This window comes from Sphingobium sp. TKS, assembly GCF_001563265.1.
GTDB lineage: Bacteria > Pseudomonadota > Alphaproteobacteria > Sphingomonadales > Sphingomonadaceae > Sphingobium.
Genome location: NZ_CP005083.1, coordinates 2301406 through 2315562 on the forward strand (window position 1 = coordinate 2301406; position 14157 = coordinate 2315562).

The following is a 14157-nucleotide window of genomic DNA, read 5'->3' on the forward strand; positions in this document are numbered from 1 at the left end:
CTCCCATGGACATTATCGTCACACGGACCCGCATCCGCGGGACGCTGCCCTTTTATGAATATCGCGCCCTGGTCCCTGCCGAGGATATCGGCACGGATCGACGCGCTTTGGTCAGCTGCGTTGCCGCACCGCGCGTGGCGGGTCGCCTGGCCTGTGTTCGCCTGGCCCAAATCATCGCACCGGACCGCTATTTCCTCATTCCCGATGGCCGACGGCGCGCACTGGCGGCCGATATCGGCCTGCTGGCCAAGCGTCTCGAGACCGCGGCGGTACGCACCATCTTCCCTGAAATGACTGCGGACCTCCTGCCCGTCGTCTTCCTCCTCGACAGCGATCCAGGGAACGCATGCACCTGGACATCGATCAAGGATCTCACCGCCGCTTTCGATCGGCTCGCAGCAAATCCCTCGATGCCGACGGCATCCGACCTCGGCCTCGCCGCCGACTGCGCCCGGCAAGCAGCCTGATCGCGCGTCCAGCTCAGTTCACTGGAGTAGAAACGATGATATCCGCCACCAGCGACTTCGCACTCGAGACCGCCGCTTGCCTCTGGGAAGCCGTGCTCGCAATGCGCGACTATCGCGGCGTCGACGCCGACTGCATCGCGCGTGGCGCCGCCATTCAGAATGCTTTCGGCACGCTCGGAACAGCTGCCGTCCGGCTGCTCGTGATCGGATGGACGCCGGTAGTCGATGCCGCCTGGGCTCGGATCGGCTCGGACTACCAGTTCTGCTTCGACTGGGATTTCGTTCCTGCCTGGATCATCGACAATGTCGACTGGTCCGACCCCAGCGCTCCTCGCCTGGCCCAGGACAGCGCATCGCGACAATCGTTTCTCATTCAGATTCCGATGCAGCTTTCGGCGATCGTTCGCACCGGCGATGGGCTCACCTCTGCGCAGCATCTCGCCGGCTTGCTTCTCCAATCCATCGAATGCGTCGACCAGCCCGCGCCCGATGAAGCCGTCGCGGCCGCGATCCCAAGCTTCAGCCTTGTCCGCGCCAGCGCCGCCATCACCCTCAACCCGATTTTCGAGGAGGATTGAACGATGCTCATCTATGTCACAAGCGGCCGGCATTTCGCGCATCCGTCTATCCTTCGCCGCCATTTCGGAACCTTTCGGGCCGCGCGAGAAGCGGCCGCCGAAATGGTCAATCTCCTGCGGGACTCCATAGACCGCGACAGGCTTCCGCCTGTTCCGACCGATGGATGGCAGCAGGGGCTCCACGAGGCACAGCGTGAGCGCCTTCTGCAAGAGAGCCACGATCCTGGGTCTCTCGCCTCCGAGGACCTCGCCGCCAAGGCCGACTGCAACGTCTGGATCGAACGCGCGCATGTGGAGGATCCGATTTCGTTCCCCGTCGTCGACGACCGCGAGCTCGGTGCCCTTCTCGCCGCCTTGCGCCTTTTGCAGCAGCAGGGCTGTCCGGAAGAACTGCTCGATGTCGCCACCGATGGCGCTGCGTTCAGGACGATCGACACCAGCGAGATCGACGCTCTTTGCGAACGCCTGAACGCCGCCGGCACATCCACGGAGATCCCGCGAATCGTGGTTGCCCTCGAAGGTGGCCTCGTCTCCGGCGTCGTCACGAACAGGCCGGTCATTCTCCACACTGTCGACTATGAAACCGAAGGGGCTGACGACGACGACATCACTCTCGTCCCCCAGGACGACCATGATCCCGTCGAAGCCATCGTCAACCAGTGGGCCGGCGACGCGCTGACGCTGGATCCCGACTGGATCGCCCGGCTGGAAGCCGCGATCGCAGACACATCCGAGGCCTGAACCATGGGGAAATTCTTCGCAACCGCCCGCTATTGCACGCGAAGCGGAAACCTCGGACGTTGGTCCGACACCATCGACGCCGACGACATCGACGATGCCTTGCGCCTCGCGCAGGCTGCCGTCGAAAGGCGGCACCGCGGTGCGTCGAAAATCGATGTGACCGTCTCGCCGGATCTCCGCCCATCGTCGATGACACGGCCGTCCGCGTGATGGGGCTGCGATCCGGTGATCGGGGGAAGGGAAGGAGGGAAGGCAAGGGCGATCGGAGGGCCGGCACGGGCCCCGCCGCATCTCTCCCCTCAAGCCAGAGGAAACATCCATGTCCCGATTCCTGATCATCGCCCACGACGCTGAATTTGGCCCACCCATCAACGGCGTCCGCTTCGTGAAGTTCGAACCGTTCAAGCCGATTCTCCGCGAACAGTTCGAAGCGACGAAACTTGCCGAGGTAAGAATGAGGCTCGACGAGGCCGGCGACCGTCTGCGCGCGACCGGTCGAAGCTTCGTTGCGACGGTCGTTCATGTCCGCAACTCGGGCAGAAAGCCTGCCGGATTCGACAAGGCTCGCCTCAAGATCGAGCATGACGTGAGCCACCCAGCCCAGCTGGTGGCTGCAGCATGAACGCGGCGGTCCTCGACACAGCGACCACGCCGGATACGGCTGCCGTCCATGTAGCGCTCAGCAGCTTCGAACTTTCCGCGCTGCGCTTCATCGACTTCGATCCCGATGTCGCCCATGCTGTCCGGCAGGGGGCATGTATAAACGCCATCGATGGCGATGACAGTGGCGCCCTCTGCTATATCGTTCCGCTGCCGGGATTTCCCGAAGCGGCGTGGCGGGCGCTGGCGTCGGCCGTGCCGGGCCTTTCGGAGGGAGCCGCCAACCGCCCGCTGATCGACGTCTATAAATCGCGAATTATTCCGCCCGCGCTTCCCGAGCCGCCCTTCTACCGCCTCGATCCGCTCGAACTGGCCGCAGGCCTTCGGGTCGATCATCCCGATGCCTTCTTCGACGACGACGCCATCGGCGCCCGAATCCATACCCTCGAGTGCCTGAAGGGTATCGACGATTTCTATTTTCCGGTCGCGCCCGACGAGCTCACCGATGCCGGGTGGCGCGCGGCGGTCGCGGCGATGCCGAAACCTGTGGGCACAACGATCTGGTCGCCGGCATTGCTTCGCCAGCGCCGTGCCATCGCTGGCCGCGACGCTGTCGAGGAGCGTGCCTGGTCGGCAATCGCCGAGCTTCATTCGGCGATCTGCGTTCTGCACGAGGCCCCGTTCAGTGCCGGCCTCGATTTCGCGACCTATCTGACCGACCTTATCAACCGCCTGCGGGACAACCCGGTTTCCGTCGCACAGCTTCAGGCGGCTGACGCCGAATTCTATCAGCGTTATCATGACTTGACGCTTGACTCCGACGCCATCGGCATGGCCGCCGCAACAATGATGAAGGCGCTCGCCGACGAGGCACGCCGCCGCGGCAGGAAGCCCGGCCCCCGGATCGCCATCTTCGCCGACGAAGAAGAGATGCTGAAAAGGGAGGGGGGCATCGGCAGCAACGTCGATCCGATCCCTGGCGACAGCGATCCCTCGCCCGAACTCTCGCCGCCGGACTGAATATCGTCGACGGCCGTTGGCGCTGCCCGACGAGGCTTCCAACATTCACGGTCCCTCCGCCTGTCCGCAAGAACTCGGACAAGCGTGGACAGCCGAATGCAGGCGCCCCGGGGACCCATGCGTTTGCTGCGGGCAACCCGCCAATTGCCCCTACGAACCCATGCGAGCGGGTTATCCCCGAAACGCGCTGAGCAGGCGCTCGCGCCGGCAACGCCAATCTGCACCCACCGGCCGCCGAACCTCCAGGGCCTTGGGAAGAAAGGCGGGGGGAACGGGCTGGACCGATTGGGTCTGAGGCCAAGGAGCGACCAAATGCTACCCAGCACAATCTCAGCACGCGTCAGCCAGGACGCGATCACCAAGGTCACGCGCCTGTTCAACGGTACGATCACCGACGTTCTCAACGAGATGCTTCAAAACTCCCGGCGCGCCCGCTCGACCGGGATCGACGTCGATATCGCCCAATTCGACGGACAACCGACCCTCCTCATCAGCGATGATGGTTCTGGAATCGATGACCCGACAACGATCCTCACGCTTGGTCAATCGGACTGGGGCGCGGATCTCGTTCGCCGTGAAGACCCGGCTGGCATGGGCGTGTTCAGCCTTGCCGGTCAGCGCGTAAGAATCCGCTCCTTCTCCAGCAGCGCGGCGCAGGGATGGCAGGCCGATATTTCGGCGGACGCGTGGCTTGGTTCGGTTCCGGTTGCCGTCGAGCCCTGCGAAATCACCCGGGGCACCGCCTTCCTGATTGCCATGCCCGCCGCGTGGGCACAGCAACTCGATGGCGCTATTAAGGACGCTGCCCTCTATTATCCGCTTCCGGTCCGTTTCCGGGGGCGGGAGCTTCCGCGCGCCGATTTTCTCTCCAAGGCACACCGCGTCGAGGACTGGAACGGATGTCGGATCGGCATCTTCCGTGATCACGAACACGAACCGCCACATCCGCCGCGCATCAACTTCCATGGCGTCAAAGTGCCGTGCCACCTTCCGACTGTGTCCGAAATCGATGCTCCCCACAAGTGGATCGCCAAGATCGACATAGTCGACGCGCCGACACTCCAGTTGGTGCTGCCTGCTCGCAAAGAGATGGTCGAAAATGCAGCCCTCGACGATCTCCGGCTTGAGATCGAAGCGGCGATCTATCGCACTATTGCCCTGGAAGCGCAGCATCGCCTCTCATTTGCCTCGTGGACGAGGGCAGGCGAACTCGACATCATACTCGCCGAGGCAGCCCCATGGCTCGAATCCTGGAAACCAACGAGCGCCGAAGGGTACAGAAACGAAATCGGTCGACACGTCGCCGACGAGCCCATGATCATCATGCCGGCCCATGAACCCGACATCGAACAATGCGCGGCTCAGGCGCTTCTCCAGGAAGGCCTGCCGCTCGGCTATCAACCGGTCCGCGCAGAACGCAGCCTCGAAGGCTATAGCTGGTACGACGAACTGCCTCGCGTGACGGGCTTGTCTTTCACGATCAATCGGGGCGACCACCAGTTTTCCTATGACGAAGAACATATGCTGCCGACGGAGACTCTGTCCGGCCGCGTCGCCGACATCAGACTGATCGTCCCCATCGCCCGTTCCGGAAAATATGACGACCCGATTGCGCTTCTCGGCTTTTCCCTCGACATGTTGGTCTGTCGCAATGATGGATCCGACCTTGATGACGCGATCATCTTCGTCAGGGAAGGGGCCTCGGTAAAGCCCTCGAGCCTCGCGTGGCTGATGGAATTATGCTGCTTCTGGCACAATGACGATAGCGACTGCGACAGCTGGGACACGCAGCACCGCGACTTTGAACGATATGCCCGGAATCTCGCCAACAAACTGCTCCTCGGTGAAGAGGAAGCGCTTCTCGAGCGCATCCGCAATGCGGTGCGTGAGGAAATACTCTGGCTGATCCCCAAGGATCGCAAAATCGAATTAAGCGCTTCCTACAATGACCTCTCCCTAAGTTTCGCTAGTCCTGCATGACGCCTTCGGCCTCAAAGCGGGTAAGTAAAGGACGGCGAACGGCATGAATGGGGCGAAATGGGCTGGTTCGGCCTGTCCCACGGAGACATGCCGGCCCATATTTGGGACGCAGAAGTGGCCAAGATGCTCGACAGTCTTCCGCCGTCAGCATGGCTCACCGTTATCGACTGCCACATCTGAGCGTCACCGACGGCAATCCCTTCGACGCTTACGTCCCGCCCAATATGCCCGGTGGCCCGACCAGCCGGCTTGAATGGAGACGTTCCGTGGCCTTCATTCCCTATAATATCGAAAAGCGCCGCTTCCGCGCCCATTACTCCCACGCACCCTATCGGGCATGGGATGGCGCGGGACGGGTCTACTCCGTCTCGCGGAACGTCGACGTGTGGGTCGCCTGGTGTCGCGACCACAACCTGCCTTCCCTCAAGGCGCGGACGTTCGCGCAGCTCTCCGCGTTGCTCGAAGCCGTGCGATGAGCGCTGCTCCACCGCGGCCTCGCGCTCATCGTGTGGAAGGGAGTGGGTCAGGGCTACGGTAGCGCTGTCGCAAATGAGACCGGAGGCAGCAATGCCCCTCCGCCACCTCCACGAAGCAAGGAAATCACTATGTCAGCCTGGTCCCCGCTACGCGCGAGGCTTGCCTCGTTCGAGCATGCCTATGCGGTCGCCGTGCAGCGGCGCGATGCGACCGGCAGGCATCAGTTCGTCATCCAAACCGGCGACCCGACACAGCCTTATCGCGTCACCGCCATTCCGCCGGCCGACACCCACGATCTGGTCACCCGTGTCGCCTGAGCACCGCCGGATATGCATCGGCCAACGCATGCGCATCCGTGAACGTCCACGAATCGGCGATGACCGCATCAAGAACCGGGAGGACATCGTCCTCCGGAAAAACAGCGTGAACGAATATTACGTCCGCCTCGACATACCGCCACGCCAACGCGTTCAGAACACCGCGCCCGCCGAAGCCCAACGCCTCGAAATCATTTCCATGCGGCCCTCGCCGCCGGCCGCCTGACCTTTCGGAAATTTCGCCATGCCAATCAATGCGCCTTCTGCGCCACCGATGGCGCACGCCCCCGATTTTTCGTCTCCCGTCGTCGCGGCCTGGGGCATGGGTGTCGACAGCACTGCCATGATCATCGAGTGGGCGGCACGTCGATATCGCCTCGATGCCGTGATTGCAGCCGACCCTGGCGCAGAAAGGCCCGAGACCTACGCCTTTCTGCCGATCTTCCAAAAATGGATGAATGATCGCGGAATTCCCAATCACATCGTCCGCTATCAGCCAAAGCGCTTCAAGAACTGGCCGCCATATTACACGATCATCGAGAATTGCCTCACCAACGGTACGCTGCCCTCGATCAGCTTTGGCGTGAACCACACCTGCAGCCAGAAATGGAAAATTCAGCCTCAAAACAAATGGGTAGAGGAGTGGGAGCCGGCCCAGCGCACCTGGGCCACGGGCGCAAAGGTGCTCAAACTGATCGGCTATGATTCCTCACCCGCAGACAGTCGACGCTATGCCCATCGTGAAGGCCATGTCGATGATCGCTACGATTATCGATATCCTCTTCGCGAATGGAGTTGGACCCGCGAAGACTGCATCCGCCGCATTACGGAGGAGGGCTTGCCGGTTCCCCACAAGAGCGCCTGTATATGCTGTCTCGCAGCTCGCCCTTCAGAGATCAGGACACTTCCGCCCTGGTGCCTCCGCTTGATCGTTCTGCTCGAGGCGCGCGCAGCGCCACGTCTGCGCACTATCGACGGTCTCTGGCGGAAAGGCACCAAAGGGATGCGCGGCCGCGAAGCTCATCCAGGCTCGATGACGGAGTTCATTCGCATCGAAGGACTGCTTCCAGCCAGCGACATCGACAATATCGTCGCCAATGCGCCAGCCGATCTCATCCGCTTCCAGGATGCCGCCGCGTTCGTGCCGGTCGAAGAGCGCGAGCCGCTGCGGAGCTGGCTTGATCGTTTCAACGCTGGCGCCGAGCCCGTGGACGCGATCCTTGAGCGCCGCGCGGCCTGATCAAGCGAGCGAATGATTGATGTCTCCTCGGCACGCTTCATTATGGTGAGACCTGACCATCTACCGATCAAATCCTGATTTGATAACTGCGCATATCGGATCGACTAGGAGGACGCCGTGATAATCTTCACCGCCCATGCTGGCCCGTCGACGAACCTCTCCGACGCGTGTCACGAAGCAACAGACCTCTGCAATCGCCTCGGCGTCGGCATAGACCTGACCTTTGAAGGGCGCGTGATCGCGGTTCGAGCAGGGAATCATCTCTACAACCTCATTCAGGCGCATAAGCACCACGTCGGCGGGCGCTCCTGAAGAGCGCCAATATGCGTCTCGTTGACGAACTCGCCGCGCACCGGATGCTGTATGTCCGAGCCCTTCCGACGCTCCCCGACATCCTCCTGATCGACATACCGCCGCGCTTCGCCGCGCCAACCCTCCCGATGGGCCGCTACTATCCCATCATCCTCGAGACCCCGACAGAACTCTTGGAGATGGAAGCGTTTCTCCACGCCGAGCGCCCAACCGCGATTCCGCCGAACCTCTTCGATCGGCGGTCCTCGGCTCTCCTGACCGAAGACATCATCTTCGCCCGCTATGCGCCTCCAGGGCCCGCATGGCCTTGGCTATTGCTGTGCTGCTGGCCCGCGGCTTACCGTTCCCTGGTCCCGTCCGAGAGCGATCAATTCGCACGCGAAATTTATACGATCGAGCTCTTCGCGACCCTCGCCGACTTGGAAGCCACCGAAATGCTTCTCTTGGAAACGCTCGGGACGCAGCAGGTGCTGCAGATCAAATATCTCGCTGATAACGAGGGAAACGCCTGAGCGTTGGTGCGGTCCTATCCGTTCGGCAAGACGGGCATCGGTGCACCCGCCGCCCTGATCACGCGATACATGTCGGCGCGCACGCCCATCAGGTCGGAAAGCCACCGCAGATATGCCAGCGCCTCCACAAAGGTCAAATCCGCCAAGGCATCGTGGAGGCTTCGCTGATAGTGGCACCCCGGGCGGTCGATCAGTTCCATCAGGTCCCGAGCAGCGTCGCTCTCCAGCATATCGAGGCCCAGATCATGATCGGAAGCCACACCGAGCACCAGATCCGCCAGTTCTTGGCTATCATAATAGCCGCCATCCAGACCCTGCCGCAGCGAAAGGGATGCAAGCTGCCGCTGCCGTTCATCCGTCTCAGGATCCTCGATCACATCAAGCAGAGGCAGGTTGAAATCATAGGTCCGTAGCAGCGAAGCAATCATGGTTTCCTCCATGTCCGTTAAGAACATAATCGGAACGCGATTGCAAGAATCGGCTCACGCGTGGCACATCGCAATCGAGAGGGAATACTGAACATGATGCCTACGATCCACTCGCGCCATCTCCGAACAGGCGCATCACGGCCGCGTCCGCCTGTGATTCGGCCATGACGAACGGCCCATATCGTCGGCTGACGGGCATACTTCGATCAAACGGACGCAGTTCGGTCCTAGCCCGCCTTATTCACCAAAAGTGTCCTGAAGGGTTGGCGGGAGTGGCGTAAGCCTCTGATCTGAATTAGGAACTGGGTGTCTAAGCCGAACCTGCCGCAGGGCAGAAAATGCCACGGGCCACACCCGCCATGAACGATGATATCGCAAGCTCATTTGGATTCCCAGCAGTCGGCCGCAAGAAAATCACAGCTGCGTTCGACGGTGGCCGGCTTACCTCGGATGGCGGTGTTCTACTGCTTGCACAGGCCGAGCGCGCGATGGGGATTTGCCAGCGCCTGGCGGCTTGTATTGCCGATCCGCGCGATCCAGCGCGGGTGATCCATCGCCTGGATGACATTCTGCGTGCCCGTGTGTTCGCGATTGCGTGCGGCTATGAGGATGCCGATGATCTCGATGCTCTGCGCGACGATCCAGGCTTCCGCCTGGCGCTCGGCAAGCTGCCGGAATCGGGCGCGGGGCTGGCCAGCCAACCGACGATGAGCCGGTGGGAAAATGCACCGACTACGCGCGAACTGGCCAGCATGATGGCCGCGATGATCGACATCTACTGCGCCAGCTATCCCGCCCCTCCGACAGCGGTCACGCTGGATATCGACGACACGTGCGACGTCGTGCATGGCTATCAACAGCTCTCGTTCTGGAACGGGCATCATGGGGAGCGCTGCTTCCTACCGATCCATATCTACGACACCGCGACCGGCAGGCCGGTGGCCATGCTGCTGCGCACAGGCAAGACGCCTTCTGGAAAGGAGGCGGCGGGGCACATCCGACGCCTGGTGCGTCACCTGCGCCGTAATTGGCCCGATACCCACATCACTATCCGCGGCGACGGGCACTATGGTCGACCCGAGGTCATGGCCTACTGCGATGCGGCCCGCGTCGATTACGTGTTCGGCCTGCCCACCAATTCAGCGCTGCGCGCCGATCCCGCCATTGTTGCGGTCGCCGATGCCTGCGCGGTCAAGCGCGCCCAGCGTCAGTGTCCCGTCCTGCGCAACTATGCCGAGACCCGCTATGGGGCAAAGACCTGGAAGTGCCAGCGTCGCGTCGTTGCACGGATCGAGGCCAGCACGCTGGGCATGGACATCCGCTATGTCGTCACCTCGTTGGCAACAGGATCGGCCGAGCACATCTACGACACGCTCTACTGCGCGCGTGGTCAGGCCGAGAACCTGATCAAGCGCCACAAGTCCCAGCTCGCCAGCGACCGAACCTCGTGCCGCTCGGCCAATGCCAATCAGATGCGCCTGATACTGCACACTGCCGCATACTGGCTGCTATGGCGCATCCAGCAGGCGATGCCCAGGACCGCTGCTCTGGCAAGCGCGGAGTTTACCACCTTGCGCCTGCGGCTGCTCAAGGTCGCTGCGCGCGTCGTAGAAAGTGCTAGCCGCATCCGCATTGCCTTCGCTTCCGCCTGTCCGGATGCCGACCTGTTCCGCGCCCTCGTTCTCCGGCTGAAGCCTGCGCCGACGTAGCCCATGCGGCAGCGCCGCAGAACTCCGAGCCCAGCCCTTCAACCCGAAAAGCCCATCAATCCGAATGCGGTGAAACAAACGCCAGCGATGCCGGTCGTCCGCGCAATACAGCCAGCCGCAGCAAATGCCCAGAGCGGGCCCGAAACCGAGCGTCGTGAATAAGAGAGGCTAGAGACCGATGACGGCGAAATAGTCCGCCTTGCGACCTCTGATGACCATACCGTCCACGATGGAACCCGCGTCATCGTCGAAGGCCGGATGTCCGGACCGGACCTCCTCAAGCTCGTCTGGATCGGGTCGGCAACCGTCTAGTCGGTCACACTCGCCGATCTTGAGCACGACCTGCCTCGCGACCGATGCGAAACCAATCGGCAAGCCATTTTGGCTTACCAGAACCTTTCCCCGAAGTAGTGCGACATGCGCGCCTCCTGCGCGCTCCAAGGTAGCAAGCCGATCCCAGCAAATTTGGTGGTCGCGCGGGTGAGGTAAGGAAAGCTGCGGTGGGGAGGGCGGTCGCGCGGCGCGTGTCCGCCGCGTGGATGACGTTTCGCGTTTTGCATCACGCCTGCTGCTCCCGGGATCTTCGACGTCGCCGGGATCGTCCGCGGATACCACCTCGCTGCATCGATAATCCCGAGTTGGAGTCTCTCCAGCCTCATCAATCCAGACGGCGAACCACGCGGCCATGAAGAGGACTGGCGGCGAACAAGGCGCGCCAGCCGCAGCGGCGCGCCAGGCGGAGCCGTCCGCGCCATAGAGGAGAGAAGGACTTGAGAGAGTGTCGCCGGAAATGAGTTCCGAGCGATACTCGAAAGGTTAAGTCCATGAATATCGGTGAAATTCGGAACGTGAACGGTCGTCTGATGGGATCGATCGCCACTCGCACGATCGACCTCCCCCGCATTGGTCTGCGGATGGTCGAGAGCGACAACGAGCGCGCACCCGTATGCGAAGTCGTTGCCCTCAACGTGGCGCGCCGCTGGGTGCAGATCGGCGCCCTGTGGAAGGCCTATTCAAAGCGCACGGGCGAGGAGTTCCTCGCGGGCAGCATCGACGATCCGAGCCTGCCTGAACCGCTGCCGGTCGCCCTGTTCCCGACCGAGAATGGCGGCTTCATGATCGCATGGCGTCGCGAGACCGTCCGCGCCGAATTTGGCGGAGGCTTCGGCGCTACGCCCGCCAACAGCCCGCTCGGTGGCGGCTTCGGATCTCCGCAGCGCAGCTATGATGAGCGTGCTGGCGGCGGCTTCGGGGAGAGCACGGCCGGCGACGACGGCTCGCTGGTCGGCGCGGGTGCGGATCTCGACGACGACATCCCGTTCTCCTGAGCACCAAGGGCTGAATCTCAGCCTCAGCCGGGCCGGGGGAGCGCTGAGCCGCTTCTCCGGCCCTTTGGCTTCCCCAGATCCGAAGGAATTGCATCATGGCCAGCAAGGCACAGTCGCGCCGCGTCAGCAGCTTGGCGGACCTCAAGGAACTTTACGCAGAACAGATCGCGACGCCCGAGTTTCAGGCGTCATTTGGTGATCCGATCCCGCTCTCGATCGTCGAGCCCGGTGAAGAGCCGGGCGAACATGATATGCCGAACCCCTTCGCGGCGCAGGCGGAATGCGGTGGCATCATCGCCGCCATCTTCGATCTGTTCGCCGGAACACGGCTCGAAGCGCTCGCCCCTGAGATCGCTTGGGGGTTCGTGAACAGCTTCCACTTCGTCGCGACGAAGCTGGAGCGCCGCGAGGACAGTCTCGCTTCGGAGATCGGCGACATGGTGCGCCGTCCCGACATGAGCGAGGTGTTCAGCAGCCAGCTCGAAGAAAAGCAGCTCCTGTGCCGATCGACCACCGAGCAACGCGACGCGATCGAATGCATGCGCGACTATGCCGCCGAAATGTATCGTGCGCAGTCCGGCTGGCCTTGGTCGCCGGCCCGCGGCTCACGCGCATCCTCTGCCTCGACGGCAAGCGTGATCGCGGCCCAGGACTTCCTGCGGGAACGTGCGCTCGCCGAACGCGAGAAGCATGTCCCGCAAGGGCCGATCGTCGTCTTCTCGGGGCCGGCGCAGTGGCACGACTGGGAGATGCTCTGGCGCAAGCTCGACGAGGTCCATGCGCGCGTTCCGCACATGACGCTGGTCACGACAGGCCAGCGCAAGGGAGCCGACGCGATCGCCGCTGCATGGGCTGCCCGCGCCGACGCCCGAGTGCCCGTGGTTGCCTATGGCCTCTACGGGACGGGCAAGAAGACCGCCTTCACACGTAACCGCAAGCTTGCCGAACTGAAACCGGTCGAGGCGGTCCTCTGCGAGGGCTCCGGACTTCAGGCCAACCTCTATCAAACACTGCGGAAGGCGGGCGTTCCCATCCATGCTTTCCGCAAGGTTGATCAGGCTCCGGACACGCAGCTGCCCCTGCCAAGGCCTGCCGCTCGGGGCTTCGGAAGACGTTCGCAGGCCGATCAACTCTCTGCGGCGGCCTAACGAAGGCCCATTATCCGCGTAGAATATCGAGCCGGTCACTCCGTGGCCGGCTCTTCCCTCCAACGGAGGTGGTCATGAGCCGGCACACCCTTCCACCATTGCTCAATGACGGTCCCCATCCACTCGCTGTCGCGATCGGATGGGATCCCCCATTGGCGACCTTCTTCGCCGTGGTGTCGCGGCCCGGCGGGGACGACGACGAGGACGATATCATCCTTTGGGTCGGCACCGATTATGCTGAACTGCCGGAAGTCCGGGCAGCCATCGAGGCGGTGCGCCCCTATGCGGCCATACCGGACGATCTGGTTTCCCTGCTGGAGAGCGATCGCCTTAACGAGGGCGCGCGACCGCGCCCGGTTTGGCTCACCTGATACCCGCGATCATCTCGATGCTACTCGATGGGCCGGCCGCGGCTTCGCGCGCCGGCCCTTTTTTTGCTGCGCGCGAAGTGTCGGCAGCCTCGCCTTGGCGAGCGCAGCACGGCCGACACGGACGAAGCGCCCGCGTTACCCGTGCGATCCGAGGGGCGTCGAACCCCCCGAATCGCAGCCTCTTCCTCTCTCTCAACTCTTCCAAGGATGGCACGGGGTCAGCACCGGCCTCAAGGACGGCGGGGCCCCACCATTTTCTTTGGCGGATCAGGCGGAGGCGCGCTCCTTCGACCTTGGAGGGCCGCCAAAGAAAATCGTGACCCCCACCGCCGCTTCGCGGTCGCGGACAGGCTCGCGATCCTTGACCCCTACGCTCAGAGCCCGTGCCGGGGATGAGCCTCATCGATCAGTGTTGAAGGAGGCAAGCATGTGCAGGGTGCTCAACAAGCGCGTGGTCGGATTGCCGCGTGGCGCGGTCTATATCGGACGCGGCAGCAAATGGGGCAATCCGTTCGTCATCGGACGGGACGGGGATCGCGCGACTGTCATCGCGAAATATGAGCGTTGGCTGCGCACGCGGCACGATCTATTGCGCGCGCTGGACGAACTGCGCGGCAGGGATCTCGTGTGCTTCTGCGCGCCGCTGGCATGTCATGGCGATGTGCTGCGACGGCTTGCGAACGCCACGCGCGAAGAGCGTATCGCATGGTGGGGAGCGGCGGCATGACCCATGATCGAGAACCTGCCGAGCCTGGCGGCTCTGCAGCGTTCTCAGTCCCATTTTAGGGCGCTGGAGCGCCGAGGGGCGTCAAGGACGGCGGGGCCCCACCATTTTCTTTGGCGGATCAGGCGGAGGCGCGCTCCTTCGACTTTGGAGGGCCGCCAAAGAAAATCGTGACCCCCACCGCCGCTTCGCGGTCGCGGACAGG

Annotated in this window: 20 protein-coding genes; 19 read left to right on the top strand and 1 reads right to left on the bottom strand. The window is 62.9% G+C overall.

What is annotated here, in order from left to right; genetic code table 11:
• Positions 1 to 5: 5 nt before the first annotated feature.
• The 13 genes from K426_RS11555 to K426_RS11615 all read left to right on the top strand — a co-directional run bounded on the left by K426_RS11555 (position 6) and on the right by K426_RS11615 (position 8244).
• A complete protein-coding gene (locus K426_RS11555; RefSeq protein WP_066557106.1) occupies positions 6 to 467 on the top strand; it encodes a hypothetical protein in 462 nt (153 codons plus the stop codon).
• Between the two features lie 35 nt (positions 468 to 502).
• Entirely contained in the window at positions 503 to 1045 is a 543-nt protein-coding gene (locus K426_RS32140; protein ID WP_197672706.1) for a hypothetical protein, read from the top strand.
• A 3-nt stretch (positions 1046 to 1048) separates the two neighbouring features.
• Complete coding sequence (locus tag K426_RS11565; protein ID WP_066557109.1) at positions 1049 to 1786, top strand: hypothetical protein; 738 nt, start codon at positions 1049 to 1051, stop codon at positions 1784 to 1786.
• 3 nt (positions 1787 to 1789) lie between these two features.
• Positions 1790 to 1996, top strand: a complete 207-nt coding sequence (locus K426_RS11570) for a hypothetical protein (RefSeq protein ID WP_066557112.1) — start codon at positions 1790 to 1792, stop codon at positions 1994 to 1996.
• Between the two features lie 109 nt (positions 1997 to 2105).
• Positions 2106 to 2408: a hypothetical protein gene (locus tag K426_RS11575; RefSeq protein WP_066557115.1), complete on the top strand. Its 303-nt coding sequence runs from the start codon at positions 2106 to 2108 to the stop codon at positions 2406 to 2408.
• Positions 2405 to 3406 (top strand): hypothetical protein, encoded by a 1002-nt coding sequence (locus tag K426_RS11580; RefSeq protein WP_066557117.1) that lies wholly within the window; start codon positions 2405 to 2407, stop codon positions 3404 to 3406. The genes K426_RS11575 and K426_RS11580 overlap by 4 nt, the downstream gene beginning before the upstream one ends.
• A gap of 312 nt (positions 3407 to 3718) precedes the next feature.
• Positions 3719 to 5386, top strand: coding sequence for an ATP-binding protein (locus tag K426_RS11585; protein WP_066557119.1), 1668 nt, complete (start codon positions 3719 to 3721; stop codon positions 5384 to 5386).
• 149 nt (positions 5387 to 5535) lie between these two features.
• Positions 5536 to 5862 (top strand): hypothetical protein, encoded by a 327-nt coding sequence (locus K426_RS11590; protein WP_066557121.1) that lies wholly within the window; start codon positions 5536 to 5538, stop codon positions 5860 to 5862.
• A 129-nt stretch (positions 5863 to 5991) separates the two neighbouring features.
• Positions 5992 to 6180: a hypothetical protein gene (locus tag K426_RS11595; RefSeq protein ID WP_066557124.1), complete on the top strand. Its 189-nt coding sequence runs from the start codon at positions 5992 to 5994 to the stop codon at positions 6178 to 6180.
• 28 nt (positions 6181 to 6208) lie between these two features.
• Positions 6209 to 6406: a hypothetical protein gene (locus K426_RS11600; protein ID WP_145907309.1), complete on the top strand. Its 198-nt coding sequence runs from the start codon at positions 6209 to 6211 to the stop codon at positions 6404 to 6406.
• 18 nt (positions 6407 to 6424) lie between these two features.
• Positions 6425 to 7420, top strand: coding sequence for a hypothetical protein (locus K426_RS11605; protein ID WP_145907311.1), 996 nt, complete (start codon positions 6425 to 6427; stop codon positions 7418 to 7420).
• A 117-nt stretch (positions 7421 to 7537) separates the two neighbouring features.
• Positions 7538 to 7732 (top strand): hypothetical protein, encoded by a 195-nt coding sequence (locus tag K426_RS31300; RefSeq protein ID WP_145907313.1) that lies wholly within the window; start codon positions 7538 to 7540, stop codon positions 7730 to 7732.
• Between the two features lie 11 nt (positions 7733 to 7743).
• The gene (locus K426_RS11615) at positions 7744 to 8244 is read left to right on the top strand and encodes a hypothetical protein (RefSeq protein WP_066557133.1); all 501 of its coding nucleotides are present in this window, start codon (positions 7744 to 7746) and stop codon (positions 8242 to 8244) included.
• 14 nt (positions 8245 to 8258) lie between these two features.
• On the opposite strand, the gene K426_RS11620 is transcribed toward K426_RS11615, so the two are convergent.
• Positions 8259 to 8672: a hypothetical protein gene (locus tag K426_RS11620; protein ID WP_145907315.1), complete on the bottom strand. Its 414-nt coding sequence runs from the start codon at positions 8670 to 8672 to the stop codon at positions 8259 to 8261.
• A gap of 359 nt (positions 8673 to 9031) precedes the next feature.
• Between K426_RS11620 and K426_RS11625 the strand changes: the two genes are divergently transcribed.
• The 6 genes from K426_RS11625 to K426_RS11655 all read left to right on the top strand — a co-directional run bounded on the left by K426_RS11625 (position 9032) and on the right by K426_RS11655 (position 13955).
• Positions 9032 to 10381, top strand: a complete 1350-nt coding sequence (locus tag K426_RS11625; protein ID WP_013039775.1) for an IS1380-like element ISSp1 family transposase — start codon at positions 9032 to 9034, stop codon at positions 10379 to 10381.
• Positions 10382 to 10570: 189 nt separating this feature from the next.
• A complete protein-coding gene (locus K426_RS33085) occupies positions 10571 to 10693 on the top strand; it encodes a DUF5818 domain-containing protein (protein WP_443018224.1) in 123 nt (40 codons plus the stop codon).
• Positions 10694 to 11205: 512 nt separating this feature from the next.
• Positions 11206 to 11709 (top strand): DUF736 domain-containing protein, encoded by a 504-nt coding sequence (locus tag K426_RS11640; RefSeq protein ID WP_066557151.1) that lies wholly within the window; start codon positions 11206 to 11208, stop codon positions 11707 to 11709.
• A gap of 95 nt (positions 11710 to 11804) precedes the next feature.
• The gene (locus K426_RS11645) at positions 11805 to 12857 is read left to right on the top strand and encodes a DUF2493 domain-containing protein (protein WP_066557154.1); all 1053 of its coding nucleotides are present in this window, start codon (positions 11805 to 11807) and stop codon (positions 12855 to 12857) included.
• A 74-nt stretch (positions 12858 to 12931) separates the two neighbouring features.
• Complete coding sequence (locus tag K426_RS11650) at positions 12932 to 13228, top strand: hypothetical protein (protein ID WP_145907317.1); 297 nt, start codon at positions 12932 to 12934, stop codon at positions 13226 to 13228.
• Positions 13229 to 13655: 427 nt separating this feature from the next.
• On the top strand, positions 13656 to 13955 hold the full coding sequence (locus K426_RS11655; protein ID WP_066557159.1) for a DUF4326 domain-containing protein: 300 nt from the start codon (positions 13656 to 13658) through the stop codon (positions 13953 to 13955).
• Positions 13956 to 14157 lie beyond the last annotated feature (202 nt).

Coding starts and splice junctions, on each gene's coding strand:
- K426_RS11555 (WP_066557106.1), top strand. CDS start 6: ATGGACATTATCGTCACACGGACCCGCATCCGCGGGACGCTGCCCTTT.
- K426_RS32140 (WP_197672706.1), top strand. CDS start 503: ATGATATCCGCCACCAGCGACTTCGCACTCGAGACCGCCGCTTGCCTC.
- K426_RS11640 (WP_066557151.1), top strand. CDS start 11,206: ATGAATATCGGTGAAATTCGGAACGTGAACGGTCGTCTGATGGGATCG.
- K426_RS11590 (WP_066557121.1), top strand. CDS start 5,536: ATGGCTCACCGTTATCGACTGCCACATCTGAGCGTCACCGACGGCAAT.
- K426_RS11570 (WP_066557112.1), top strand. CDS start 1,790: ATGGGGAAATTCTTCGCAACCGCCCGCTATTGCACGCGAAGCGGAAAC.
- K426_RS11615 (WP_066557133.1), top strand. CDS start 7,744: ATGCGTCTCGTTGACGAACTCGCCGCGCACCGGATGCTGTATGTCCGA.
- K426_RS11625 (WP_013039775.1), top strand. CDS start 9,032: ATGAACGATGATATCGCAAGCTCATTTGGATTCCCAGCAGTCGGCCGC.
- K426_RS11595 (WP_066557124.1), top strand. CDS start 5,992: ATGTCAGCCTGGTCCCCGCTACGCGCGAGGCTTGCCTCGTTCGAGCAT.
- K426_RS11580 (WP_066557117.1), top strand. CDS start 2,405: ATGAACGCGGCGGTCCTCGACACAGCGACCACGCCGGATACGGCTGCC.
- K426_RS11600 (WP_145907309.1), top strand. CDS start 6,209: ATGCGCATCCGTGAACGTCCACGAATCGGCGATGACCGCATCAAGAAC.
- K426_RS11605 (WP_145907311.1), top strand. CDS start 6,425: ATGCCAATCAATGCGCCTTCTGCGCCACCGATGGCGCACGCCCCCGAT.
- K426_RS11650 (WP_145907317.1), top strand. CDS start 12,932: ATGAGCCGGCACACCCTTCCACCATTGCTCAATGACGGTCCCCATCCA.
- K426_RS11655 (WP_066557159.1), top strand. CDS start 13,656: ATGTGCAGGGTGCTCAACAAGCGCGTGGTCGGATTGCCGCGTGGCGCG.
- K426_RS11620 (WP_145907315.1), bottom strand. CDS start 8,672: ATGATTGCTTCGCTGCTACGGACCTATGATTTCAACCTGCCTCTGCTT.
- K426_RS11585 (WP_066557119.1), top strand. CDS start 3,719: ATGCTACCCAGCACAATCTCAGCACGCGTCAGCCAGGACGCGATCACC.
- K426_RS11575 (WP_066557115.1), top strand. CDS start 2,106: ATGTCCCGATTCCTGATCATCGCCCACGACGCTGAATTTGGCCCACCC.
- K426_RS11645 (WP_066557154.1), top strand. CDS start 11,805: ATGGCCAGCAAGGCACAGTCGCGCCGCGTCAGCAGCTTGGCGGACCTC.
- K426_RS11565 (WP_066557109.1), top strand. CDS start 1,049: ATGCTCATCTATGTCACAAGCGGCCGGCATTTCGCGCATCCGTCTATC.